The organism is Pseudomonas maumuensis (assembly GCF_019139675.1).
GTDB lineage: Bacteria > Pseudomonadota > Gammaproteobacteria > Pseudomonadales > Pseudomonadaceae > Aquipseudomonas > Aquipseudomonas maumuensis.
The window spans coordinates 5,585,740-5,611,159 of record NZ_CP077077.1; the positions used below are offsets into that span (position 1 = coordinate 5,585,740).

The 25,420-nt window shown below is 64.3% G+C and carries 21 protein-coding genes; 11 read left to right on the top strand and 10 right to left on the bottom strand.

From position 1 onward, the window contains the following. Nucleotides 1-54 precede the first annotated feature (54 nt). The 5 genes from KSS90_RS24750 to scpC all read left to right on the top strand — a co-directional run bounded on the left by KSS90_RS24750 (nt 55) and on the right by scpC (nt 5,959). Entirely contained in the window at nt 55-954 is a 900-nt protein-coding gene (locus KSS90_RS24750) for a LysR family transcriptional regulator (RefSeq protein ID WP_217867649.1), read from the top strand. A gap of 438 nt (nt 955-1,392) precedes the next feature. Continuing rightward, nucleotides 1,393-2,514 carry a Re/Si-specific NAD(P)(+) transhydrogenase subunit alpha gene (locus tag KSS90_RS24755; RefSeq protein ID WP_038707135.1) on the top strand — a complete coding sequence of 374 codons (1,122 nt, stop codon included), beginning with the start codon at nt 1,393-1,395 and terminating at the stop codon, nt 2,512-2,514. 11 nt (nt 2,515-2,525) lie between these two features. After that, complete coding sequence (locus KSS90_RS24760) at nt 2,526-2,840, top strand: NAD(P) transhydrogenase subunit alpha part 2 (protein ID WP_008097413.1); 315 nt, start codon at nt 2,526-2,528, stop codon at nt 2,838-2,840. 2 nt (nt 2,841-2,842) lie between these two features. Then, nucleotides 2,843-4,279, top strand: coding sequence for an NAD(P)(+) transhydrogenase (Re/Si-specific) subunit beta (locus KSS90_RS24765; protein WP_217867650.1), 1,437 nt, complete (start codon nt 2,843-2,845; stop codon nt 4,277-4,279). Nucleotides 4,280-4,465: 186 nt separating this feature from the next. Further along, nucleotides 4,466-5,959 (top strand): succinyl-CoA:acetate CoA-transferase ScpC, encoded by a 1,494-nt coding sequence (scpC, locus tag KSS90_RS24770; RefSeq protein ID WP_023631270.1) that lies wholly within the window; start codon nt 4,466-4,468, stop codon nt 5,957-5,959. A gap of 99 nt (nt 5,960-6,058) precedes the next feature. On the opposite strand, the gene KSS90_RS24775 is transcribed toward scpC, so the two are convergent. After that, nucleotides 6,059-7,726, bottom strand: coding sequence for a putative bifunctional diguanylate cyclase/phosphodiesterase (locus KSS90_RS24775; protein ID WP_217867651.1), 1,668 nt, complete (start codon nt 7,724-7,726; stop codon nt 6,059-6,061). A 256-nt stretch (nt 7,727-7,982) separates the two neighbouring features. Between KSS90_RS24775 and rep the strand changes: the two genes are divergently transcribed. Together rep and KSS90_RS24785 are read left to right on the top strand one after the other, a co-directional pair. Beyond that, nucleotides 7,983-9,992: a DNA helicase Rep gene (rep, locus tag KSS90_RS24780; protein ID WP_023629135.1), complete on the top strand. Its 2,010-nt coding sequence runs from the start codon at nt 7,983-7,985 to the stop codon at nt 9,990-9,992. 63 nt (nt 9,993-10,055) lie between these two features. Then, nucleotides 10,056-10,628 (top strand): xanthine phosphoribosyltransferase, encoded by a 573-nt coding sequence (locus tag KSS90_RS24785; protein ID WP_011536381.1) that lies wholly within the window; start codon nt 10,056-10,058, stop codon nt 10,626-10,628. Between the two features lie 125 nt (nt 10,629-10,753). On the opposite strand, the gene KSS90_RS24790 is transcribed toward KSS90_RS24785, so the two are convergent. From KSS90_RS24790 to dadA, 5 genes are all read right to left on the bottom strand, one after another. Then, entirely contained in the window at nt 10,754-12,610 is a 1,857-nt protein-coding gene (locus KSS90_RS24790; RefSeq protein ID WP_217867652.1) for an acetyl-CoA hydrolase/transferase C-terminal domain-containing protein, read from the bottom strand. A gap of 138 nt (nt 12,611-12,748) precedes the next feature. Beyond that, complete coding sequence (locus KSS90_RS24795; protein WP_110697524.1) at nt 12,749-13,153, bottom strand: c-type cytochrome; 405 nt, start codon at nt 13,151-13,153, stop codon at nt 12,749-12,751. A 154-nt stretch (nt 13,154-13,307) separates the two neighbouring features. Beyond that, nucleotides 13,308-13,856: a cupin domain-containing protein gene (locus KSS90_RS24800; protein ID WP_023629132.1), complete on the bottom strand. Its 549-nt coding sequence runs from the start codon at nt 13,854-13,856 to the stop codon at nt 13,308-13,310. Nucleotides 13,857-13,964: 108 nt separating this feature from the next. Then, on the bottom strand, nt 13,965-15,038 hold the full coding sequence (alr, locus tag KSS90_RS24805; RefSeq protein ID WP_217869857.1) for an alanine racemase: 1,074 nt from the start codon (nt 15,036-15,038) through the stop codon (nt 13,965-13,967). Nucleotides 15,039-15,258: 220 nt separating this feature from the next. Further along, nucleotides 15,259-16,560, bottom strand: a complete 1,302-nt coding sequence (gene dadA / locus KSS90_RS24810) for a D-amino acid dehydrogenase (protein ID WP_217867653.1) — start codon at nt 16,558-16,560, stop codon at nt 15,259-15,261. Between the two features lie 156 nt (nt 16,561-16,716). On the opposite strand from dadA, the gene dadR reads away from it, so the two are divergent. Continuing rightward, nucleotides 16,717-17,205, top strand: a complete 489-nt coding sequence (gene dadR / locus KSS90_RS24815; protein WP_003258963.1) for a transcriptional regulator DadR — start codon at nt 16,717-16,719, stop codon at nt 17,203-17,205. A gap of 4 nt (nt 17,206-17,209) precedes the next feature. Here dadR and KSS90_RS24820 read toward each other — a convergent pair whose 3' ends face one another. Continuing rightward, complete coding sequence (locus KSS90_RS24820) at nt 17,210-17,563, bottom strand: YkgJ family cysteine cluster protein (protein ID WP_217867654.1); 354 nt, start codon at nt 17,561-17,563, stop codon at nt 17,210-17,212. 138 nt (nt 17,564-17,701) lie between these two features. Between KSS90_RS24820 and KSS90_RS24825 the strand changes: the two genes are divergently transcribed. Continuing rightward, entirely contained in the window at nt 17,702-18,994 is a 1,293-nt protein-coding gene (locus KSS90_RS24825) for an NAD(P)/FAD-dependent oxidoreductase (protein WP_217867655.1), read from the top strand. Here the strand turns inward: KSS90_RS24825 and KSS90_RS24830 are convergent. Then, the gene (locus KSS90_RS24830; protein WP_217869858.1) at nt 18,991-19,221 is read right to left on the bottom strand and encodes a DUF1127 domain-containing protein; all 231 of its coding nucleotides are present in this window, start codon (nt 19,219-19,221) and stop codon (nt 18,991-18,993) included. The two genes, KSS90_RS24825 and KSS90_RS24830, sit on opposite strands and share 4 nt — an antisense overlap. Nucleotides 19,222-19,399: 178 nt before the next feature. Between KSS90_RS24830 and KSS90_RS24835 the strand changes: the two genes are divergently transcribed. Then, a complete protein-coding gene (locus KSS90_RS24835; protein ID WP_217867656.1) occupies nt 19,400-20,830 on the top strand; it encodes an aminotransferase-like domain-containing protein in 1,431 nt (476 codons plus the stop codon). Between the two features lie 60 nt (nt 20,831-20,890). After that, nucleotides 20,891-22,441: a phospholipase D family protein gene (locus KSS90_RS24840; RefSeq protein WP_217867657.1), complete on the top strand. Its 1,551-nt coding sequence runs from the start codon at nt 20,891-20,893 to the stop codon at nt 22,439-22,441. Between the two features lie 21 nt (nt 22,442-22,462). Here the strand turns inward: KSS90_RS24840 and KSS90_RS24845 are convergent, their stop codons facing one another. Together KSS90_RS24845 and KSS90_RS24850 are read right to left on the bottom strand one after the other, a co-directional pair. Continuing rightward, nucleotides 22,463-23,602, bottom strand: a complete 1,140-nt coding sequence (locus tag KSS90_RS24845) for an MFS transporter (protein WP_217867658.1) — start codon at nt 23,600-23,602, stop codon at nt 22,463-22,465. A 185-nt stretch (nt 23,603-23,787) separates the two neighbouring features. After that, the gene (locus KSS90_RS24850) at nt 23,788-25,281 is read right to left on the bottom strand and encodes an aldehyde dehydrogenase (RefSeq protein ID WP_217867659.1); all 1,494 of its coding nucleotides are present in this window, start codon (nt 25,279-25,281) and stop codon (nt 23,788-23,790) included. Between the last annotated feature and the right edge of the window lie 139 nt (nt 25,282-25,420).

Consider the following 25,420-nt stretch of genomic DNA (forward strand, 5'->3'; position numbering starts at 1 on the left):
CTTCGTAATCATCAAAATGCCCTACTCAACGCCTGACATGTGAGGTTCACGTACATGCGCCGCAAGATCCCCAGCACCACCGCCCTGGTCTGCTTCGAGGCGGCCGCACGTCACGAGAGCTTCACCAAGGCCGCCCAGGAACTGGCCCTGACCCAGGGCGCCGTCTGTCGGCAGATCGGCGGCCTGGAGGCCTTCCTCAATGTCGAACTGTTCCGCCGCTCGCGCCGGGGCGTGAAATTGACCGAAGCCGGGATATCCTACAGCCGCCAGGTGGCCGCCCAGCTGGATGCGGTGGAGCGCGACACGCTTTCGGTGATGCGTCAGCAAGGCGCCAATGTGATCGAACTGGCGGTGGTGCCGACCTTCGGCACCCAGTGGCTGCTGCCGCGCCTGAAGGACTTCCAGCAGCGTCACCCGGAGGTCACGGTCAACCTGACAAACCGCACCCGCCCCTTCCTGTTCGCCGACACGCCCTTCGATGCCGCCATCTACTTCGGCGACGCCGACTGGTCGGGCACCCAGTCCCACCGACTGATGGGCGAGAACCCCATGCCGGTGTGCAGCCCTTCCCTGCTGGAAGGACAAGCCAGCCTCGACGCCCAGCACATTGCCGGCTTGCCGCTGTTGCAGCAGACCACCCGCCCCTATGCCTGGCGACAATGGTTCGACGGCTTGGGGATGAGCGTCGAACGCGACATGACCGGCCCGCGCTACGAGCTGTTTTCGATGCTGGCCCAGGCCGCCATGCATGACATGGGCATTGCGCTGATTCCGCCGTTCCTGATCCAGCGCGAGCTGCAGGAGGGCCGACTGGTGGTCGCTAACAGGCATGCCCTCTCCAGCGACAAGGCCTACCATCTGATGATCCCCGAGCGGAAGGTCGAGTCCGCCTCGCTACGGGCGTTCCGCGACTGGCTGGTTGAGCAGGCGCAACGGTATACCGCCACGGAATAGGGTGACAGGGGTAAAACTGACCCCGTAGTCAATTATTTTGAACACCTACAGATATATGGATTTGTCGCAAATCCGTAATCTGTTCCGTTAACCCTGAAAAACCTAGCAACCCTAGTAACTGCGCGGGTTTGCAGCTGATTTTGCGACATTCAGCAAACTGAGAACGAAAATAGCGGAATTTTTTTCAAAATTTCTCCTAAGCTCCGCATAGCGCGTGTTTGACAGGCTGAGACCAGATCGTTGCGACATACGGTCACAGGGTGACTTGTAGTTTTAACTTCGTTTCGCTTCAGAACCGGTTGAAGGCCCTCGGGTTCGTCTGCAAAATGCCTCCCCCGCCCTGGATCCGGCGGGGTCGTGCTCTACGACCACCCAGCCGCACCACCCGAAGTGCGCTGGTTCCTATAAAGACAAAAGGTCACCGCAGGAGACAAAGTCGTGCACATTGGTGTTCCTCTCGAGACGCAGACGGGTGAGACAAGGGTCGCCGCGACCCCGGAAACCATCAAGAAACTGGTAGGCCAAGGCCATCAGGTCACCGTGCAACGGGGGGCAGGGCTCAAGGCCAGCATTCCGGACAGTGCCTATGAGGCCGTGGGCGCCAACTTGGGCGAAGCCGCCGACGCCTTCGGCGCGCAGCTGGTGCTCAAGGTGGTCGCGCCCAGTGACCAGGAACTGGCGCTGATCAACAGCGGCAGCCTGCTGGCAGGCATGCTCAACCCGTTCAACAACGAACTGATCGCCAAGATGGCCGAGCGCGGCATCACTGCCTTCGCCCTGGAGGCCGCACCGCGCACCTCACGTGCGCAGAGCCTCGACGTGCTGTCGTCGCAAGCCAACATCGCCGGCTACAAGGCCGTGCTGCTGGCAGCCCACCACTACCCGCGCTTCATGCCCATGCTGATGACCGCGGCCGGCACCGTGAAGGCCGCCCGTGTGCTGATCCTCGGTGCTGGCGTTGCCGGCCTGCAGGCCATCGCCACGGCCAAGCGCCTGGGCGCGGTGATCGAGGCGTCCGACGTGCGCCCGGCGGTGAAGGAGCAGATCGAGTCGCTCGGCGCCAAGTTCATCGACGTACCCTACGAGACCGACGAGGAACGCGAGTGCGCCGAAGGCGTGGGCGGCTACGCCCGGCCAATGCCGGCCAGCTGGATGCAGCGCCAGGCCCAGGCCGTACACGAACGTGCCAAGCAGGCGGACATCGTCATCACCACCGCGCTGATCCCCGGACGCAAGGCACCCACCCTGCTCAGCGCCGAAACCGTGGCACAGATGAAACCCGGTTCGGTCGTCATCGACCTGGCCGCGGCCCAAGGCGGCAACTGCCCGCTGACCGTAGCCGACCAGGTGGTGATGGCGCACGGCGTGACCCTCGTCGGCCCGACCAACCTGCCGGCCCAGGTCGGTGCCGACGCCTCGGCGCTGTACGCGCGCAACCTGCTGGACTTCATGAAGCTGCTGTTCGACAAGGACGGCAACCTGGTCATCAATCTCGAAGACGACATCGTCGCCGCGTGCCTGATGTGCCGCGACGGCCAAGTCGTGCGCAAGAACGGCTGAGGAGCACGACAATGGAAGACATGCTGATTTCCCACGGCATCTACAACCTGATCATCTTCGTGCTGGCCATCTATGTGGGCTACCACGTGGTGTGGAACGTCACTCCGGCCCTGCACACGCCGCTGATGGCAGTTACCAACGCCATTTCCGCGATCGTCATCGTCGGTGCCATGCTGGCCGCCGCGCTGACCGTGACCCCGGCCGGCAAGGTCATGGGCACCCTGGCCGTGGCGCTGGCCGCGGTCAACGTGTTCGGTGGCTTCCTGGTCACCCGCCGCATGCTTGAGATGTTCAAGAAGAAAACCAAGAACGAGGCGCAGAAGTAAGCATGAGCATGAATCTGGTAACGCTCCTCTACCTCGTCGCCTCGGTGTGCTTCATCCAGGCGCTCAAGGGCCTGTCGCACCCGACCACTTCGCGGCGCGGCAACCTGTTCGGCATGATCGGCATGGGGATCGCCATCCTCACCACGGTTGGCCTCATCTATAAGCTTGGGGCTGAGCTTGCGACTGCGGGTATCGGCTACGTAATCGTCGGCCTGCTGGTCGGTGGTACTGCCGGTTCGATCATGGCCAAGCGCGTCGAGATGACCAAGATGCCGGAACTGGTCGCCTTCATGCACAGCATGATCGGCCTGGCCGCAGTGTTCATTGCCATCGCCGCCGTACTGGAGCCGCAGTCGATGGGCATCGTTGCTGCCATCAGCGACCCGATCCCCACCGGCAACCGTCTGGAACTGTTCCTCGGTGCTGCCATCGGTGCCATCACCTTCTCCGGTTCGGTGATCGCCTTCGGCAAGCTGTCGGGCAAGTACAAATTCCGCCTGTTCCAAGGCGCACCGGTACAGTTCGCCGGCCAGCACAAGCTGAACCTGATCCTGGGCCTGGCCACCATCGCCCTGGGCCTGCTGTTCACCTTCACCGGCCACTACAGCGCCTTCACCCTGATGCTGGCCCTGGCCTTCGTCATGGGCGTGCTGATCATCATCCCGATCGGCGGCGCCGACATGCCGGTGGTGGTGTCGATGCTCAACAGCTACTCAGGCTGGGCGGCGGCTGGTATCGGCTTCTCGCTGAACAACTCGATGCTGATCATTGCCGGCTCCCTGGTCGGGTCCAGCGGTGCGATCCTCTCGTACATCATGTGCAAGGCGATGAACCGCTCGTTCTTCAACGTCATCCTCGGCGGCTTCGGCGGCGATACCGACACCGGCGCGGCCCAGGGCTCGAAAGAGCAGCGCCCGGTGAAGTCCGGCTCGGCCGACGACGCTACCTTCCTGCTGAGCAACGCCGACAGCGTGATCATCGTCCCGGGCTATGGCCTGGCGGTGGCCCGTGCCCAGCACGCGCTCAAGGAGCTGACCGAGAAGCTGACCCACAACGGCGTGACCGTGAAGTACGCGATCCACCCGGTGGCGGGGCGCATGCCCGGGCACATGAACGTGCTGCTGGCCGAGGCCGAGGTGCCGTACGACCAGGTGTTCGAGATGGAGGATATCAACGCCGAGTTCGGCCAGGCCGACGTGGTGCTGGTGCTGGGCGCCAACGACGTGGTCAACCCGGCGGCGAAGAACGATCCGAAGTCGCCAATCGCCGGCATGCCTATCCTCGAAGCCTTCAAGGCCAAGACCATCATCGTCAACAAGCGCTCCATGGCCAGCGGCTATGCCGGCCTGGACAACGAGCTGTTCTACCTGGACAAGACCATGATGGTGTTCGGTGACGCCAAGAAAGTCATCGAGGACATGGTCAAGGCCGTGGACTGACCCGGCCTTGCCCCTATAGAAACGCATAAGGCCCCTGGGGAGATATTCCCAGGGGCCTTTCATTTGCTTGATCCAGATCAACGGCTCTACTTCCGGCCTTCGCCTACGACCATGGTCGCGGGACGGCTCCGGGCGAAATCTCTAGACTGCGCTTCCAGTAGCTTCAGTAGCCTGAGATAACAATCCATGTACCGTGATCGTATCCGCTTGTCCTCCCTGCACAGCAAGGTAATGAGTGCGGCTGACGCCGCTGGCCTGATCGAGGACGGCATGACCGTCGGCATGAGCGGCTTCACCCGCGCCGGCGAAGCCAAGGCCGTGCCTCACGCACTGGCCGAGCGCGCCAAGCAGTCGCCGCTGAAGATCAGCCTGATGACCGGCGCCAGCCTGGGCAACGACCTGGACAAGCAACTGACCGAGGCCGGCGTACTCGCCCGGCGCATGCCGTTCCAGGTCGACAGCACCCTGCGCAAGGCCATCAACGACGGCAAGGTGATGTTCATCGACCAGCATCTGTCGGAAACCGTCGAGCAGTTGCGCAACAAGCAACTGACCCTGCCGGACATCGCGGTCATCGAGGCAGTGGCGATCACCGAGCAGGGCCATATCGTGCCGACCACCTCGGTGGGCAACTCGGCCAGCTTCGCGATCTTCGCCAAGCAGGTCATCGTCGAGATCAATCTGTCGCACAACGCCAACCTCGAAGGCCTGCACGACATCTACATCCCGACCTACCGCCCGACCCGCACGCCGATCCCACTGGTGAAGGTCGACGACCGCATCGGCAGCACCGCGATCCCGATCGACCCGGCGAAGATCGTCGGCATTGTCATCAGCGACCAGCCGGACTCGCCGTCCACCGTGCTGCCGCCTGACCACGAGACCCAAGGCATCGCCGACCACCTGATTGCCTTCCTCAAGGGCGAGGTGGACGCCGGCCGCATGAGCAACAACCTCGGCCCGCTGCAGGCCGGCATCGGCAGCATCGCCAACGCGGTGATGTGCGGCCTGATCGAGTCGCCGTTCGAAAACCTGACCATGTACTCCGAAGTGCTGCAGGATTCGACCTTCGACCTGATCGACGCCGGCAAGCTGAGCTTTGCCTCGGGCAGCTCGATCACCCTGTCGAGCCGCCGCAATGCCGATGTGTTCGGCAATCTGGAGCGCTACAAGGACAAGCTGGTGCTGCGTCCGCAGGAGATCTCCAACCACCCTGAGGTGGTGCGTCGCTTAGGGATCATCGGCATCAACACGGCGCTGGAGTTCGACATCTACGGCAACGTCAACTCGACCCACGTCTGCGGCACCAAGATGATGAACGGCATCGGCGGCTCGGGCGACTTCGCCCGCAACGCCCACCTGGCGATCTTCGTCACCAAGTCGATTGCCAAGGGCGGCGCGATTTCCAGCGTGGTGCCGATGGTCAGCCACGTCGATCACACCGAGCACGATGTGGACATCCTGGTGACCGAGGTAGGCCTGGCCGACCTGCGCGGCCTGGCGCCGCGCGAGCGCGCCCGGGTGATCATCGACAACTGCGTGCATCCGGACTACCGCGCGGCCCTCAACGACTACTTCGAGCGCGCCTGCCAGCGTGGCGGGCATACCCCGCATATCCTGCGCGAGGCACTGAGCTGGCACGAGAACCTGGAAGAAACCGGGCGCATGCTCGCCGGTTGATCAGGCCAACAGGGCGCCGCTGACGCGGCGCATCGCCGGCAAGCCGGCTCCCACAAGGACGGCGCAACACCTGTGGGAGCCGGCTTGCCGGCATGGGGGCTAAAGGGTCTGCACCAGGCCCGGAGCCGGCACCTGCAACAGGTACTCGATCAACGCCTCCACCGGCAACGGCCGGCTGACCAGGAAGCCCTGCACCTGGTCACAGCCGAACACCCGCAGCAGCGCCAGCTGCTCCTCGCTCTCCACCCCTTCTGCCACTACCTCCAGGTTGAGGTTGTGCGCCAGGTTGATCATGGCGTGTACCAGCTTGGCGTTCTCTTCGCGCTGTTCCATGCCACCGACGAAGCTGCGATCGACCTTCAGCAGGGTAATCGGCAGGCTGTTCAGGTGTACGAACGAAGAGAAACCGGTGCCGAAGTCATCCAGCGAGAAGCGCACCCCCAGGCGCCCGAGGGCATCCATGGTCTGACGCACCAGCTCGTTGCGCCGCATCACGGCGGTCTCGGTCAGCTCGAACTCCAACCAGCGCGCATCGACGCCGTGCTCGACGATCAACCGGCTCAGGGTCGCCAGCAGCTGACTGTCCTGGAACTGGCGGAAACTCAGGTTGACCGCCATATGCAGCGGCGCCAGACCGCGTTCGCGCAGGGCCTGCATGTCGCTCAGGGCCCGCGAGATCACCCAGTAACCCAGTGGCACGATCAACCCGCTCTGCTCGGCCAGCGGCACGAACTCGCTGGGTGCCAGCAGGCCGCGTTCGGGATGGTTCCAGCGCACCAGCGCCTCGAGCCCGACGATACGGCCGTCGGCGAGGTTGAGCCGCGGCTGGTAGTGCAGCTCCAGCTCGTCGCGGCGCAGGGCACGGCGCAACTCGCTTTCCAGATCGGCGAGGCTGCGGGCGTTGCGATTGATCCGCTCATTGAATACGTGGAAGGTGCAGCCCTGGCTGCCCTTGGCCTGGCGCATGGCGATGTGGGCGTGCCACATCAGCGGGTCGGCGCCGGCCTGGGCGCGGGCATGGGCGATCCCCAGGCTGCAGCCGAGCAACAGGCTCTCGCCGTCGATCCAGTAGGGCTCGGTCAGCGCCTCGGTGATGCGCTCGGCCATCCACTCGGCGCGGTTGGGGTCACGCCGGGTGTCGATCAACAAGGCGAACTCGTCGCTGCCAAGGCGCGCCAGTTGGTCGCTCGCCTCCAGTTGGTGCTTCAGGCGGGCGACCACCTGCAGGATCAGGCGGTCACCCCCCTGGTGGCCGAGGGCGTCGTTGACGTGGCGGAAGTTGTCCAGGTCGAGATGGCCGAGGGCCAGGCCGCGACCTTCGTTCTCGGCCAGCCGAGCGGTCAGCAGGGCCTGGAAACCCTGGCGGTTGGCGATGCCAGTCAACGGATCCTGCTCGGCCAGACGCTGCAGAGTGGCCACCAGCACGCCGCGCTCACGCACATGGCGTAGCGAGCGACGCAGGGTGTCGGTGGTCAGCTGCGCCAGCACCAGCCAGTCACTTGCGCCCAACGGTGCAGTGGGTGGCTCCTGCTCAAGCAGCAAGATCGTCGGCAGTTCGCAACGCCCCGGCGCGGGCTGCAGCTCGGGCGTGGCCAGCACCACGGCCTGACGGTCGTTGGCGAACAGACTGTCCACCGCCGCCCAGTTCGGCGCGGTCAGCAGCACGACGCCGCCGCCCATCGGTTGCAGGCATTCGCGCAGATGCACGGCCCACTCCGGCTCATCAGCCAACAGCAGCAAACGCAGGGGTTCGACAGGCGTGGACAAGCGGGCTCCTTAGATGTGGGCGGTGGAACGGCGAGCGCGGGCAATCCTACCCGATTAATTGGAAATGATTTTCACTTTTAGTCATTGCCTGTCCCTGGCCACCATCCCGACGCAATCTGACGTGCATCCTGCGCGAAAGTAGCAGATGCGGCAAATCCGATTCGCGCTATGCATCACAACGTCAGACGGTCGCGCATTAACCACCCCATGCCTGCTAGAATGCGCGGCTATTTTCTGGTTACCCCCGGTTTCTAGCATGTCCCGACTCAATCCCCGGCAACAGGAAGCCCGCGACTACGTCGGCGGCCCTCTTTTGGTGCTCGCCGGTGCAGGCTCCGGCAAGACCAGCGTGATCACGCGCAAGATTGCCCACCTCATCCAGAACTGTGGTATCCGTGCCCAGTACATCGTCGCCATGACCTTTACCAACAAGGCCGCGCGCGAGATGAAGGAGCGAGTCGCCACCCTGCTGCGTCCGGGGGAAGGCCGTGGCCTGACCGTGTGCACCTTCCACAACCTGGGCCTGAACATCATCCGCAAGGAGCATGACCGCCTGGGCTACAAGCCGGGGTTCTCGATCTTCGACGAGTCCGACATCAAGGCATTGCTGTCGGACATCATGCAGAAGGAATACTCCGGCGACGACGGCATCGACGAGATCAAGAACATGATCGGTGCCTGGAAGAACGACCTGATCCTGCCGCCCGAGGCCCTGGAAAAGGCGCGCAACCCGCGCGAGCAGACCGCGGCCATCGTCTACACCCACTACCAGCGCACGCTCAAGGCGTTCAACGCGGTGGACTTCGACGACCTGATCCTGCAGCCGGTGAAGCTGTTCCAGGAGCACCCCGATGTGCTCGAACGCTGGCAGAACCGCGTGCGCTACCTGCTGGTGGACGAATACCAGGACACCAACGCCAGCCAGTACCTGCTGGTGAAGATGCTGATCGGCATGCGCAACCAGTTCACCGTGGTCGGCGACGACGACCAGTCGATCTACGCCTGGCGCGGCGCCCGCCCCGAGAACCTGATGCTGCTCAAGGAGGACTACCCCTCCCTGAAGATCGTCATGCTCGAGCAGAACTACCGCTCCACCAGCCGCATCCTGCGCTGCGCCAACGTGCTGATCGCCAACAACCCGCATGCCTTCGAAAAGCAGCTGTGGAGCGAGATGGGCATCGGCGACGAGATCCGCGTGATCCGCTGCAAGAACGAGGAAGCCGAGGCCGAGCGCGTGGCCATGGAAATCCTCACCCTGCACCTGCGCACCAACCGCCCGTACAGCGACTTCGCCATCCTCTACCGCGGCAACTACCAGGCCAAGCTGATCGAATTGAAGCTGCAGCACCACCAGGTGCCGTATCGCCTGTCCGGCGGCAACAGCTTCTTCGGCCGCCAGGAGGTCAAGGACCTGATGGCCTACCTGCGCCTGCTGGTGAACCCCGACGACGACAATGCCTACCTGCGCGTGATCAACGTGCCGCGCCGCGAGATCGGCTCGACCACGCTGGAAAAGCTCGGCAACTATTCCACCGAGCGCGGCATCTCGATGTACGCCGCCAGCGAGGAGATGGGCCTGGGCGAGCACCTCGACGCCCGCTACACCGAGCGCCTGCAGCGCTTCAAGCACTGGCTCGACGGGGTACGCCACAAAGTCGCCCTGGACGACCCGATCGCCGCGCTGCACGAGATGATCCGCGACATCGACTACGAGAACTGGATCCGCCAGCAGACCGCCAGCGACAAGGCCGCGGAATTCCGCATCAGCAACGTCTGGTTCCTGGTCGAAGCGCTGAAGAACACGCTCGAGAAGGACGAAGAGGGTGACATGACCATCGAGGACGCCATCGGCAAGCTGGTGCTGCGCGACATGCTCGAGCGCCAGCAGGAAGAGGAAGAAAACGCCGAAGGCGTGCAGATGATGACCCTGCACGCCTCCAAGGGCCTGGAATTCCCTTACGTGTTCATCATGGGCATGGAGGAGGAGATTCTCCCCCACCGCTCAAGCATCGAGGCCGACACCATCGAGGAAGAACGCCGCTTGGCCTACGTGGGCATCACCCGCGCGCGCCAGACCCTGGCCTTCACCTTCGCCGCCAAGCGCAAGCAGTACGGCGAAATCATCGACTGCACGCCAAGCCGGTTCCTGGATGAACTGCCGCCGGACGACCTGGCCTGGGAAGGCCTGGACGATGCGCCCGTTGAAGTGAAAGCCGCGCGGGGCAACAACGCCCTGGCCGATATCCGGGCAATGCTCAAACGCTGATCAACCATTATTCTTAAACTTTGCCGCTATTTGCGGCCACCTTTGTTACATCGGAGACACACAGTGGAAGCACTGCAGCAGAAGATTCGCGAAGAAGGCATCGTGCTTTCCGACCAGGTACTCAAAGTCGATGCGTTTCTCAACCACCAGATCGACCCTGCACTGATGCAGCTGATCGGTGACGAGTTCGCCCGTCTGTTCGCCGACTCCGGCGTGACCAAGATCGTCACCATCGAAGCTTCGGGCATCGCCCCGGCGGTGATGACCGGCCTGAAGCTCGGCGTGCCGGTGATCTTCGCCCGCAAGCACCAGTCGCTGACCCTGACCGAGAACCTGCTGACTGCCTCGGTGTATTCCTTCACCAAGCAAACCGAGAACACCGTGGCCATCTCGCCGCGCCACCTCAACAGCAGCGACCGCGTGCTGGTGATCGATGACTTCCTGGCCAACGGCAAGGCGTCCCAGGCGCTGATCTCGATCATCAAGCAGGCCGGCGCCACCGTGGCCGGCCTGGGCATCGTCATCGAGAAGTCGTTCCAGGGCGGCCGCGCCGAGCTGGACAGCCAGGGCTACCGCGTCGAGTCGCTGGCCCGGGTGAAGTCGCTGGAAGGTGGCGTGGTCACCTTCATCGAGTAAGCCTGTACCGGCCTCATCGCCGGCAAGCCGGCTCCCACAGGTACCGCACAAGGTCAAAGCCCTGCGGTACTGCTGTGGGAGCTGGCTTGCCGGCGATTGGGCTGCAAAGCAGCCCCGGCAATCTTTCAGGTCGCCGCCAAGCCCGCCAGCAGCAGCCGCTGGTACAACTCCTCCTTCAGCCCCTGTGGCTCCCCAAGCCCCATGCGCGCCAACTGCGCTGCATAGGCATCGGGCGCCGGCGCATCCAGCGCCGCCTTGCCCAGTTCCAGCACCTCGCTCAGCTTGAACTTGCTCTTGAGCCAATTCAGCGCCCGCAACAAGTCGCGCTCCTCGGCCGTGAAATCGCTGCCCAGCGGATATTCCGGGAACAATCGCGCATGCCGCGCGCGGGTTGCCTCCAGGCGCTCGGGAGTGTTGTCGGTATAGCGCGCATCCAGCACGAAGTCCTTCGCCAGCTTGCCCGCCGCCTTGGCCTGCTCCATCAGCTCGCGCTGAAAACGAGAGTCACTGATCGCCAGCAACCGCGCAATCACCTCGCTGTCGGTCTGCCCACGCAGGTCGGCGATGCCGTACTCGGTGATCACGATATCTCGCAGATGCCGGGGTATGGTGCAGTGGCCGTAGGTCCAGTAGAGGTTGGAAGTGACCTCGCCCCCGGCCTCGCGCCAGCTGCGCAGCAACAGGATCGAGCGACCGCCCTCGAGCGCGTGCCCCTGGGCGACGAAGTTGTACTGCCCGCCAACGCCGCTGAGCACCCGGCCATCTTCGAGCTGGTCGGCGACACCGGCACCCAGCAAGGTCATGCCGAATACCGTATTGATGAAGCGCGCATCCCGGCGCTGACGACGCTTGCGCTCTTCCTGGCCGTACAGCTCGTTGATGTAGCTGATGGCGGTCATGGCGAAGCGTGCGCGCTGCTCCAGCGGCATCTCGCGCAGGCGCTGGTAGAACGCCCGTGGGCCAAGGAAGAAGCCGCCATGCACCAGCACGCCGTGCTCGTCGGCCGGGCGGCGCACCACCCCGGCTTCGGCCAGGGCAAGCAACCCGTTGACGAACATTTCGCTGCAGCCATACAGCCCCTGGGCGAAGGTATCCAGCCCCCCTTCCCGCTCGATCAGTGCCTGCCATGGGCCGACATCCAGCTCATCGAGCAGCGCACGATAGCCTTCGTTGTCGCCCTGGCGCGCCAACAACGCCGCCGCCACCGCATCGCCCATGGCGCCGATGCCAATCTGCAGGGTGCCGCCGTCGCGCACCAGGGTGCTGGCATGCAGGCCGATGCAATGGTCCTGGGTGTTCACCGGCATGTTTGGCGTGGAGAACAACCGGCGACTTTCGGGCTGGTCGATCAGCAGGTCGAACTGCTCCAGATTCAGCTCCGCGTCCCCAGGCATGTAGGGCAGTTCGTCGTGGACCTGGCCAAGCACCAGGATGGTCTCGCCCTCAGCGCGGCGCCGGGCGATCATCGGCAGCAGGTCGAGGGTGATATCGGGGTTGCAGGCCAGGCTCAGGTGATCGGGCCGCTCCGGCGTGGCCGCCACCAGTTGCGCGATCAGGTTCAAACCCTTGGCGTTGATGTCCCGTGCGGCGTGGCTGTAGTTGCTGCTGACGTAGTCCTGCTGGGCCGCTTCGCTGTGCAGCAGGCTGCCGGGCTGCATGAAGAACTGCTCGACGCGGACGTTCGGCGCGAGCTTGTCGGCCCGCAGGTCGGCCAGGTAGGCAAGCTCTTCATAGTCGGCGAATACACGCTCGACGAAAGGCTCAAGGAAGCGTCGTTGCAAGCCATCGCCCAACGGCGGGCGGCCGAGGGACAGGGCGGTGTAGATGGTCAGACGACGCTCCGGCAACTCGCGGATGCGGGCGTACAGCGCATTGACGAAGGCGTTGGGCTTGCCCAGGCCAAGCGGCAGGCCCATGTGGATATGGCTGGGCAGTCGGGCCAGGGCCTGTTCGACAGCCTGGTCGATGGAGCAGCGATACATCTGGGCCTCCTGAGTCATCCGTGGATTCACGGGTTGGACACAAGTCGCAGCGAGTTGGTTGCCTGCGCCGCGATGGGCCATCAGCGCCGCAAAAAAAACCCGCCATCAATGGCGGGCTTTACTCGAGTCAGATCAGGCTCACAGCCCCGACATCTTCTTGATCGCACCCTTCAGGTCTTCATCCGAGCAATCGGCGCAGGTGCCCTTCGGTGGCATGGCGTTGATCCCGGTGATGGCCTTGGCCAGGATGCCGTCGAGGCCGCCCTGGTGATCGGCGCGCTCTTTCCACGCGGCGGTGTCACCAATCTTCGGCGCATTCAGCAGGCCAGTGCCATGGCAGGCGTTGCAATGCTTGGCGATGATCTCGTCCGGCGTCTTGGCACCGCCGCCGCCGGCACTGGCGGCCACTTCCATGCCTTTGCATTCCTGGCCCTGGACGCACACCTGGCCAACCGGCTCGAGGCGCTTGGCGATGTCGTCGTTGGTTGCAGCGGTTGCGCTCATTGCCCAAAGGGCGAATACGGCTGCTGGTACGGCCAGCATCTTCTTGATTTGGTTCACGCGAACACCCTCATGGTGGCTAATCACGCCCGCGGCCACGGAATTGCGAGCGTTGAAAAGTATAGCGGGAACCTGGAAGGCGTGAAACGACCCCACTCAGGGAAAGGGTATTGACCAATCATTGCACTGCGCTGGATCAAAAGTTCGACGGGGTAGCCGCACTGATCAGCCGGGCCGGCTCCTCGAACGGGTTGCGAAAGCGGTGCGGGCGGGTGCTTTCGAAGTAGTAGCTGTCGCCGGCCTCGAGGATGAAGATCTCGGTGCCGACCACCAGTTCCAGGCGGCCTTCGAGAAGAATGCCGGTCTCTTCGCCATCGTGGGTGAGCATTTCTGCCCCCGTGTCGGCGCCCGGCGGGTAGACCTCGGTCAGAAACGCGATGGCACGATTAGGGTGCGACTTGCCCACCAGCTTCATGGTCACCGCGCCATCGGAGATGTCGATCAGCTCGTGGGCCTTGTAGACGATCTGGGTCGGGCTTTCCGGCGCCAACTCCACGGAAAAGAACTCGACCATGGACATGGGGATACCGCTGAGCACCTTGCGCAGGGAGCTGATCGACGGGCTCACGCTGTTCTTCTCGATCATCGAGATGGTGCTGTTGGTCACCCCCGCGCGCTTGGCGAGTTCGCGCTGGGACAGGCCCTTGAGCTTACGGATGGCTTGCAGTCGTTCACCGACGTCCAAAGCGGGAGCCTCCTGAAACGGTCGAGGTGGGGGATGTGTGAACGATATGATGGCAATGCCGTTCAGTATTTACAACACACAGCCCCGCAGCCTGTCCGCTTCAGCGCCTCATTCGCCGATATAGTCCAACGGCACACGCTTGAGATTGCAGAAGATCTGGTACGGGATGGTCCCAGCCTGCATGGCCACGTCGCTGGCCAGTACCTGCTTGCCCCACAGTTCGACCGGGCTGCCGACGGTGGCCTCGGGCACTTCGGTGAGGTCGACGCAGAGCATGTCCATCGACACGCGGCCGATCAGCTGGGTGCGCTTGCCGGCTACCACTACCGGGGTGCCGGTGGGTGCCTGGCGCGGATAGCCGTCGGCATAGCCCATGGCGACCACGCCGACCCTGGTCGGCCGCGGGCTGACGAACTTGGCGCCATAGCCTACAGGCTCGCCGGCAGGCAGCTCGCGCACGCTGATGATGCGCGATTGCAGGGTCATCACAGGCTGCAAACGAGCAGCCTCGGCCTGCGCCACTTCGAACGGCGAGGCGCCGTAGAGCATGATGCCCGGGCGTACCCAGTCGCTCTTGATGCTCGGCCAGCCCAGCACGGCCGGCGAGTTGCGCAGGCTGCACTCGGCGGCCAGGCCTTGGCGGGCTGCCTCGAACACCGCGACCTGCTGCTCGGTGGCGGCGGCATCGAGTTCGTCGGCGCGGGCGAAGTGGCTCATCAACACAATGCGCGAGACCTTGCCGCTGGCCAGCAAGCGCTGGTAAGCATCGCGGTAGTCCTTGGGGTGAACGCCGACGCGGTGCATGCCGGTGTCCATCTTCAGCCATACGGTCAGCGGCTTGTGTACCGAGATCTTCTCGATCGCCTCCAGCTGCCACAGCGAATGCACCACGCACCACAAATCATGTTCGGCGATCAGCGCCAGCTCGCTGGCCTCGAAGAAGCCTTCGAGCAACAGCACCGGTGCCTTGATGCCCGCCGCACGCAGCTCCAGGGCTTCCTCGATGCAGGCCACGGCAAAACCGTCGGCCTCGGGCTCGAGCGCCAGGGCACAACGCACAGCGCCGTGGCCATAGGCGTCAGCTTTGACCACGGCCAGGGCCTTGGCGCCGGTCAGCTCACGGGCCAGACGATAGTTGTGACGGAGGGCTTGGAGGTCGATCAGGGCACGGGCGGGACGCATGGCGGCAGCCTTCTGGCAGTTCTGGTTATCGGTAAAGCCCCGGCGCGGCAGATGGGGGTAGGTACCCACCGCACCGGGGTGAGGGAACAGGTCAATCGTTTCCACTTCTCATCGCCGGGCAAGTCGCATCGGCGCACCGCCACACCCACCAGACCTCTTCAGTGTACGTGGGCGCGGCAGTTTGCCGATGCGACTTGTCCCGCGATGAAGCCAGCAGCGCTTACTGGTGCGCAGGCGCCGGCTGGCCGTGCTTGGCGATCTCGCGGCTGTTGCCATACCGCGAGATGTCCAGGCCTTCGGCGCTGATCTGCGGTTTCTTGCGCGCGATCAGGTCGGCCAACAGGCGACCGGAGCCGCAGGCCATGGTCCAACCCAGGGTGCCGTGACCGGTGTTGAGGAACAGGTTACGGAACTTGGTCGCCCCGACGATCGGGGTGCCGTCCGGGGTCGCCGGGCGCAGGCCGGTCCAGAAGCTCGCCTGGCTCAGGTCGCCGCCGCGAGGATAAAGGTCGTTGACGATCATCTCCAGCGTTTCGCGCCGACGCGGGTTCAGCGACAGGTCAAAACCGGCGATTTCAGCCATGCCGCCAACTCGGATGCGGTTGTCGAAACGGGTGATCGCGACCTTGTAGGTTTCGTCGAGGATGGTCGAGGTCGGCGCCATGTCGCCATTGGTGATCGGCACAGTCAGCGAGTAGCCCTTGAGCGGGTACACCGGGGCCTTGATACCCAGCGGCTTGAGCAGCTGCGGCGAGTAGCTGCCCAGGGCCAGCACGTAGCGGTCGGCGGTTTCCAGCTTGCCGTCGATCCACACACCGTTGATGCGGTCGCCGGCGACGTCCAGGCGCTGGATGTCCTGGCCGAAGCGGAACTCGACACCCAGCTTGATGGCCATCTCGGCGAGCTTGGTGGTGAACATCTGGCAGTCGCCAGTCTGGTCGTTGGGCAGGCGCAGGGCGCCAGCGAGGATACCCTTCACGCTCTCCAGGGCCGGTTCGACCCGGGCAATGCCGTCACGGTCGAGCAGTTCGTACGGTACACCGGACTGCTCCAGCACTGCGATGTCCTTGGCCGCGGCGTCCAGCTGCGCTTGGGTGCGGAACAGCTGGGTGGTGCCCAGGCTGCGGCTTTCGTAGGCGATGCCGGTTTCGGCGCGCAACTCGTCGAGGCAATCGCGGCTGTACTCGGACAGGCGCACCATGCGCTCCTTGTTCACCGCGTAGCGGCTGGCGGTGCAGTTGCGCAGCATCTGCGCCATCCACAGGTACTGGTCGATATCGCCAGTCAGCTTGATGGCCAGGGGCGCGTGGCGCTCCAGCAGCCACTTGATGGCTTTGAGCGGCACTCCCGGGGCGGCCCAGGGCGAGGCATAGCCGGGCGAGATCTGGCCTGCGTTGGCGAAGCTGGTTTCCATGGCCACCGCTGGCTGGCGATCGACCACCGTCACCTCGAAACCTTGCCGGGCCAGATAGTAGGCACTGGCGGTACCAATCACACCGCTACCAAGTACCAGAACTCGCATTGTTGTATCCCTCGCACGCGGCTCGCCGCAGTCTTTTGTTGATATGGCATGGATGCGCGCAGTATAAGAATCTCCGACCAGTGCTATTCACTATATAAGCAGCTATATTTGGCGAGAATTCTCGGCAAAAACGCCTTTCACGGAGGGGCATCCCCTATGAGAACCCAGCACCAGAGCAAGCGTGAACTGGACAAGATCGACCGCAACATCCTGCGGATCCTGCAGAATGACGGGCGTATTTCCTTCACCGAACTGGGCGAGAAGGTCGGGCTGTCCACCACCCCCTGCACCGAACGCGTGCGGCGCCTGGAGCGCGAGGGGATCATCATGGGCTACAACGCCCGGCTCAATCCGCAGCACTTGAAGGGCAGCCTGCTGGTGTTCGTCGAGATCAGCCTGGACTACAAGTCCGGCGACACCTTCGAGGAGTTCCGCCGCGCCGTGCTCAAGCTGCCCCACGTACTGGAATGCCACCTGGTATCGGGCGACTTCGACTACCTGGTGAAGGCACGTATTTCGGAGATGGCCTCGTACCGCAAGCTGCTCGGCGACATCCTGCTCAAGCTGCCCCATGTGCGCGAGTCGAAGAGCTACATCGTGATGGAAGAAGTAAAAGAGAGCCTGTGCCTGCCGATTCCGGACTGAACCTTCAGACCAGCACCTGGCGGGTGCTGGCGATATAGGTGTGGATCAGTTGTTCGGCCGCCGGATCGATCGGCTGATCCGGACCCCGTCCCCTGGGGCAGGCCAGACGCGGCGTGGTGCCGAACAAGCGACAGATCATCGGGCGCTCTGCATAGACCGTGCAGCCGTTCGGGCCAAGGTGTACGCAGTCCAGGCGCTCCAGCGCGGCGTCCTGCTCGGCCTGGGTCTTGCGCGGCAGGCGGGCCATTTCCTCGGCCGAGGTGGTGACCGGGCCGCAGCAATCATGGCAGCCGGGCTCGCACTCGAACGAGGGGATGAGTTCGCGCAGGAAGTGAATCTTGTGGCGGTTGCAGGACATGAGGCGGCGTATCTGGAGAATGTTGCCGAATTATAGGGCCAATCGCTGGCAAGCCGCTTTAACTGTGGGAGCCGGCTTGCCGGCGATGGGCCCGGATGCCTATCCTGCCCATTTGGCCTCAGCCTCAGGAATCGATAGATGGTCCACAGCGCGCAACACGCCGCCTCCTACTACGCCGCCAGCAGCGCGCCACACGCCGACCACCCGTTCCTGCAAGGCGAGCACAACGCCGACGTATGCATTGTCGGCGGTGGCTACTCGGGCCTGAACACCGCCATCGAACTGGCCGAACGCGGCCTGTCGGTGATCCTCCTGGAAGCACGCAAGCTCGGCTGGGGCGCCAGCGGCCGCAACGGCGGCCAGCTCATCCGGGGCGTCGGCCACGGCCTGGAGCAGTTTCTCCCGGTTATCGGTGAAGAAGGCGTGCGCAGCATGAAGCTGATGGGCCTGGAGGCGGTGGAAATCGTCCGCGAGCGCGTCGAGCGCCATGGCATCGACTGCGACCTGACCTGGGGTTACTGCGACCTGGCCAACAAACCCGCCGAGCTGGCAGGCTTCGCCGAGGAGGCCGAGGCACTGCGCAGCATCGGCTACCGTCACGAATTGCGCCTGGTGCAGCCCGGCGACATGCACTCGGTGGTCGGTTCCGACCGCTATGTCGGTGGCCTGGTCGACATGGGGTCGGGCCACCTGCACCCGCTCAACCTGGCACTCGGCGAAGCCGCCGTGGCCAGTCGCCTGGGCGTCGGCTTGTACGAGCAGTCGGAAGTGACCCGCATCGAGTACGGCCCGCAAGTGCAGGTACATACCGCCCAGGGTCGGGTGCGCGCCAAGACGCTGGTGCTGTGCTGCAACGCCTACCACAACGATCTCAACCGCGAACTGGGCGGCAAGGTGCTGCCCGCCGGCAGCTACATCATCGCCACCGAGCCCTTGGGTGAAGAACGCGCCCGCCAGTTGCTGCCGCAGAACATGGCGGTATGCGACCAGCGCGTGGCGCTGGATTACTATCGCCTCTCTGCCGACCAGCGCCTGCTGTTCGGCGGCGCCTGCCACTATTCCGGGCGCGACCCGCAGGACATCGCCGCCTACATGCGGCCAAAGATGCTCAAGGTATTCCCGCAACTGGCCGATGTGCGCATCGATTACCAGTGGGGCGGCATGATCGGCATCGGCGCCAACCGCTTGCCACAGATCGGCCGCTTGGCCAGCCAACCCAACGTGTACTACGCCCAGGCCTATTCCGGCCACGGGCTTAACGCCACCCACCTGGCCGGACGTCTGCTGGGCGAGGCGATCAGCGGCCAGCAGAGCGGACGCTTCGACCTGTTCGCCAAGGTACCGCACAGCACCTTCCCCGGCGGCCAGCTGCTGCGCTCGCCGCTGCTGGCGCTGGGGATGCTCTGGTATCGGCTCAAAGAGCTGGTCTAGTCACGCCAGAAGGGCTTGCTCGCCTCATGCCGAGCCTGCTCCCAGCTGATGCCGATATCGCGCAGTTGGTAATCCTCCAGCTGCAACAGGGCCCTGCGGGTACGCCAGCGATGCAGCATCAGCCCCCAGCGCCCCAGGCCTTGGGGCGCGCTGAAGACCCTGGGACGCTGTTCCGACTCCAGTTCGCTGGCCAACAGTTGCAAGCGCACATCGCTCATGCCACCCATCACCATGTCCTCCCGTTCTGTATCTGACATGGAGACAGCATGCGCGCGCACGCCCTAGGCAATACAGAGCCAAAGTCCTCTTATTATTCCCATACAGAATTGGCGCCAAGAGGCCTGCATGTCGTATTTTTAGCCAATCTGTACTGCTCATTCGTCACCCGCCACACAGGAGTATGCCGTGACCCTCTACCTCAACCTAGCCGAAATGCTCGGCTCACGTATCGAGCAGGGCCTCTACCGCCCAGGCCAGCGCTTGCCCTCGGTGCGCGCTCTGAGCGTCGAGCACGGTGTCAGCCTGAGCACCGTACAGCAGGCCTATCGCCTGCTGGAGGACAACGGACTGGTGTCGCCACGGCCCAAGTCCGGCTATTTCGTCGCCGAGGATCGCCACCTTCCCGCCCTGCCCGATATCAGTCGCCCCGCCCAACGGCCTGTGGATATCTCCCAGTGGGAACAGGTGCTTGAGCTGGTCCGCGCCACCCCGCGCGCGGATGTTATCCAGCTCGGTCGCGGCATGCCCGACGTCGACAGTCCCACGCTCAAGCCCCTGTTGCGCAGCCTGGCGCAGATCAGCCGACGCATGGACATGCCCGGCCTGTACTACGACAACATCCACGGCAACGCCCAGCTGCGCGAGCAGATCGCCCGCCTGATGCTCGACTCCGGCTGCCGTCTGGGCCCGGCTGACCTGGTGGTGACCACCGGCTGTCACGAGGCGTTGTCGTGCAGCATTCGCGCGGTGTGCGAGCCCGGCGACATCGTCGCGGTCGATTCGCCCAGCTTCCACGGTGCCATGCAGACCCTGAAAGGCCTGGGCATGAAAGCCCTGGAGATCCCCACCGACCCGATCACCGGCATCAGCCTGGAGGCGTTGGAGCTGGCCCTGGAACAGTGGCCGATCAAGCTCATCCAGATCACCCCCAGCTGCAACAACCCGATGGGCTACATCATGCCCGAGGCGCGCAAGAAGGCCCTGCTGACCCTCGCCCAGCGCTACGACGTGGCGATCCTCGAAGACGATGTGTATGGCGACCTGGCGTACACCTATCCACGCCCACGCACCATCAAGTCGTTCGACGACGATGGCCGTGTGCTGCTCTGCAGCTCGTTCTCCAAGACCCTGGCACCAGGCCTGCGAATCGGCTGGGTGGCCCCGGGGCGCTATCTGGAGCGGGTGCTGCACATGAAGTACATCAGCACCGGCAGCACCTCTTGCCAGCCGCAACTGGCGATCGCCGACTTCATCGCCGAAGGCCACTATCAACCGCACCTGCGGCGCATGCGCAGCCAGTACCAGCGCGGCCGCGATCAGATGTGCGACTGGGTAACCCGCTACTTCCCGCCAGGTACCCGTGCCAGCCGCCCGCAAGGTGGCTTCATGCTGTGGGTGGAACTGCCAGAAAGTTTCGATACGCTGCGCCTGAACCGCGCTTTACTGGAGCAAGGCGTACAGATCGCCGTGGGCAGCATCTTCTCAGCCTCGGGCAAGTACCGTAACTGCCTGCGCATGAACTTCGCCGCCCGGCCCACGGCGCAGATCGAAGCCGCCGTGCGCAAGGTCGGGGAAACCGCCCTTCGTCTACTGGATGCCGAACACCCTGACGGGTAACTTTGCGCCGCCCGCCACGGTCCAACCTCATAAGCCCTTGCCGCACAGGACGATCCACCCTTGAGACTCCAGCGAGCCCTGCCCCCGCTGCTCGCGCTGCTGCTCGGCCTGTCGGGCTGCGCCAGCGTAGGCACACCGCGTGAAGTCAGCCAGGCGCTGCCTGCGGCCGACTCGGCATTCGGTCGTTCGGTGCAGCGCCAGGCCGCGCCCTACGAGGGGCGCTCGGGCTTTCGCCTGCTGCCCAACAGCAACGAGGCATTCCGCGCCCGCGCCGAGCTGATCCGCAACGCCCAGGCGAGCATCGACCTGCAGTACTACATCGTCCACGACGGCCTCAGCACCCGCGCCCTGGTGCATGAACTGCTGCGCGCCGCCGACCGCGGCGTGCGCGTCCGCATCCTGCTGGACGATACGACCAGCGATGGCCTCGACAACCTAATGGGTACACTCGCCGCCCACCCGAACATCCACATCCGTGTATTCAACCCGCTGCACCTGGGACGCAGTACCGGGGCGACCCGGGCCGTCGGCCGGCTGTTCAACCTGTCGCGCCAGCACCGACGCATGCACAACAAGTTGTTCCTGGTGGACAACAGCATGGCCATCGTCGGCGGCCGCAACCTGGGCGACGAGTACTTCGACGCTGAGCCCAACCTCAACTTCACCGACATCGACCTGCTGGGTGTGGGGCCGGTGGCCGAACAGCTCGGACACAGCTTCGACCAATACTGGAACAGCGCTTTGAGCCTTCCGATCGGCGACTTCCTCTGGCGTCAGCCCGACGCCGACGACCTGTTCAGTAGCCGTCAGCGCCTGGAGGTTTCCCTGGCCGAAGCACGGATCAAGCGCAAGGCCTTGTACGACCGCTTGATGTCATATCAGTCGCAGCCACGCCTGGATGTGTGGCGCAATGAGCTGATCTGGGCCCATAGCCAGGCCCTGTGGGACGCCCCCAGCAAAGTCCTGGCCGACGGCGAACCGGACCCGCAACTGCTGATGACTCAGCAACTGGCCCCCGACCTGAACCGCGTACACAAGGAGCTGATCCTGGTGTCCGCCTACTTCGTACCCGGCGAACCTGGCCTGCTGTACCTGACCAGCCGCGCCGACGCCGGCACCTCGGTCAAGCTCCTGACCAACTCGCTGGAAGCCACCGATGTGCCAGCGGTCCATGGCGGCTACGCACCTTATCGCCGCGCCTTGCTGGAGCATGGCGTGCAGTTGTACGAGTTGCGCCGCCAGCCTGGCGATCCACGACCACGGCTGGGCTTCCACGGTAGCTCCGACTCAAGCCTGCACAGCAAGGCGATGGTGTTCGACCGACGCAAGACCTTCATCGGCTCGTTCAACTTCGACCCGCGCTCTGTATTGTGGAACACCGAGGTGGGCGTGATGGTGGACAGCCCGGAGCTGGCCGAGTACACCCGCGAACTGGCGCTACAAGGCATGGCACCAGCGCTGAGCTACCAGGTGAAGCTGGTGGAGGGGAAGATGGTCTGGGCGACAGAAGACAACGGCCAGCGGCATATGCTGGTGACCGAGCCTGGGGGAATATGGCGGCGCTTCAATGCCTGGATCAGCAAGGCGGTCGGGCTGGAGAAGATGCTGTAGTACCCATGGCGGAGCGATCGCTTAGACCGCCGCCGCCTCGAAGGCATCCTTGCGCCGCGTCAGCAGCACCAACCCCGCCGCGCCCACCGCCATCAGCAACGGCAGTGCATGTCCGCTGATCCACTGGCTTCCCGCCCCGGCCAGCAAAGGCCCGAGCAGGCAACCGATGCCCCACAGCTGCGCCACATGGGCATTGGCCCGCACCAGTTCGTCATCCCGGTAGCGCTCGCCGATCAGCACCAGCGACAGAGTGAACAACCCACCCGCACTGGCACCGAACAGTACCCACAACGGCCAGATCACCGGTGTATGCAACAGCAGCGGAATCGCCAGGCTGGAAACCATCAAGGTCAGTGCGCAACCGCTGAACAACGTGCGCCGCGACATGCGGTCGGCCAAGGCGCCAATCGGCAATTGCAACACCGCATCCCCCACCACCACGGTGCTGACCATGAACAACGCCACCTCCGTGGTGAACCCTTGCTGCAGGCAGTACACCGGCAGCAACGTCAGGATCATCGCCTCGAATGCCGCGAACAGCGCGATGGCCCAGGCGATCACCGGCAGCCGGCGACAGAAGCCGAACAGGTCGGTGAAGGTGACGCTGCATGCCTCGGTAGTCGGTGCCCCGCCGCGCCCCAACAGAACCAACGGCGCGATCAGCAACAGGCCGGTCGCGGCCCAGAAGCCGAAATCGTCGTCCGAACCCAGGAACCCCAGCACCAGCGGCCCGGCCAATTGGCTCAGGGCATAGCTGCTGCCATACAGCGCCACCAAACGGCCACGCCACTGTTCGACAACCAGCTGGTTGATCCAGCTCTCGCCAAGGATGAACACCACCGTCAGCGACATACCGATCATCAAGCGCAGTACCAGCCATAGGGCATAGCTGGGCAGCACCGCCACCAAGCCGATCGACAGCGCCCCGCCCCACAGGCACAGGCGCATGGCCATGGGCACGCCGACCAAACCGGCAAGGCGGCTGGCCAGGCTGGCACCGACCAACACACCAAGGGCCGGCATCGCCGCCATCACACCGATGGCGAACCCGCCGTAGCCCCAGCCCTCCAGGCGCAGGGACACCAGCGGCATGCTCACGCCGAGCGCAAGCCCGACACTGAGCACCGCCGCCAGGACGGCAAAGTAGGTTCCCCAACGCATGATGGCCTCCGAGGCGCATGATCTTTAAACGGCAGAGACGACACAGCCGGGGCGGCATGAACCGTCCCGGCTGTAGTTAGGGCTGCCATTCAGCCCTTTCGCCGACAAGCCGGCTCCCACAGGGTCTGCATGTAGCTTGTGGGAGCCGGCTTGCCGGCGAAAGGGCCGCAAGGCGGCCCCATCGATTACAGCTTGATCCAGGTCGCCTTCAGCTCGGTGTACTTCTCCAGCGCGTGCAGCGACTTGTCACGGCCGTTGCCCGACTGCTTGAAGCCACCGAACGGCGCGGTCATGTCGCCGCCGTCGTACTGGTTGACCCAGACACTACCGGCGCGCATGGCACGGGCGGTCTTGTGCGCCTTGGAGATGTCCGAGGTCCAGATGCCCGCCGCCAGGCCATACGGCGTGTCGTTGGCAATGGCGATGGCTTCCTCGGCGGTGTCGAAGGTGATCACCGACAGTACCGGGCCGAAAATTTCTTCCTTGGCGATCTTCATCGCATTGGTCACGCCGTCGAAGATGGTCGGCTCGACGTAGGTGCCACCGGTCTCTTCGAGGATGCGCTTGCCACCGGCCAGCAGTTTGGCGCCATCCTGGTGACCGGCCTCGATGTAGGACAGCACGGTGTTCATCTGCTGGGTGTCGACCAGTGCGCCGACGGTGGTCGCCGGGTCCAGCGGGTTGCCCGGTTTCCAGGCCTTGAGGGCCTCGACCACCATGGGCAGGAACTTGTCCTTGATCGAGCGCTCGACCAACAGGCGGGAACCTGCGGTGCAGACTTCGCCCTGGTTGAAGGCGATGGCGCTGGCGGCGGCCTCGGCGGCGGCCTGCAGGTCAGGGGCGTCGGCGAAGACGATGTTCGGGCTCTTGCCACCGGCTTCCAGCCAGACCCGTTTCATGTTCGACTCACCGGCATAGACCATCAGCTGCTTGGCGATCTTGGTCGAACCGGTGAACACCAGGGTGTCGACGTCCATGTGCAGGGCCAGGGCCTTGCCCACGGTGTGGCCATAGCCTGGCAGCACGTTCAGCACGCCCGCCGGGATACCGGCCTCGATGGCCAGCTGGGCGATGCGGATCGCGGTCAGCGGCGATTTTTCCGACGGTTTCAGGACGATGGAGTTACCGGTGGCCAGGGCTGGGCCCAGCTTCCAGCACGCCATCAGCAGCGGGAAGTTCCACGGTACGATGGCACCGACCACACCCACTGGCTCGCGGGTCACCAGGCCCAACTGATCGTGCGGGGTCGGGGCGACTTCGTCGTAGACTTTGTCGATGGCTTCGGCAGTCCAGTGGATGGCCTGGGCCGCCCCCGGGATATCGATGGTGGAGGAGTCACCGATCGGCTTGCCCATGTCGAGAGTTTCGAGCAGGGCCAGCTCCTCGACGTGCTTACGCAGCAGGTCGGCGAAGCGGATCAGCTTGGCCTTGCGCTTGGCCGGGGCCAGGCGCGACCAGGCGCCGGATTCGAACACGGCGCGGGCGTTGTCGACGGCGCGGTTGGCGTCGGCCAGGTCGCAGCTGGCGACCTTGGCCAGGAAGCGTCCGTCCACCGGGCTCAGGCAGTCGAAGGTTTCACCGGATGCGGCATCGGTGTATTCGCCGTTGATGAAGGCGCGGCCTTCGATCTTCAGTTGCTGGGCACGCTGTTCCCAGTCCGCACGAGTCAGGGTGGTCATAGGAAACTCCTCTCTTGTTAAGGTGCAACGCCGCACTGAGGACTCACGGGCGCTGTCAGAAATTCTGGCCAGGTGACGAACGCACACTGGCATCCGACACCCTAAACCAGGGCGTGGAAACTATCAATATATTTGACAC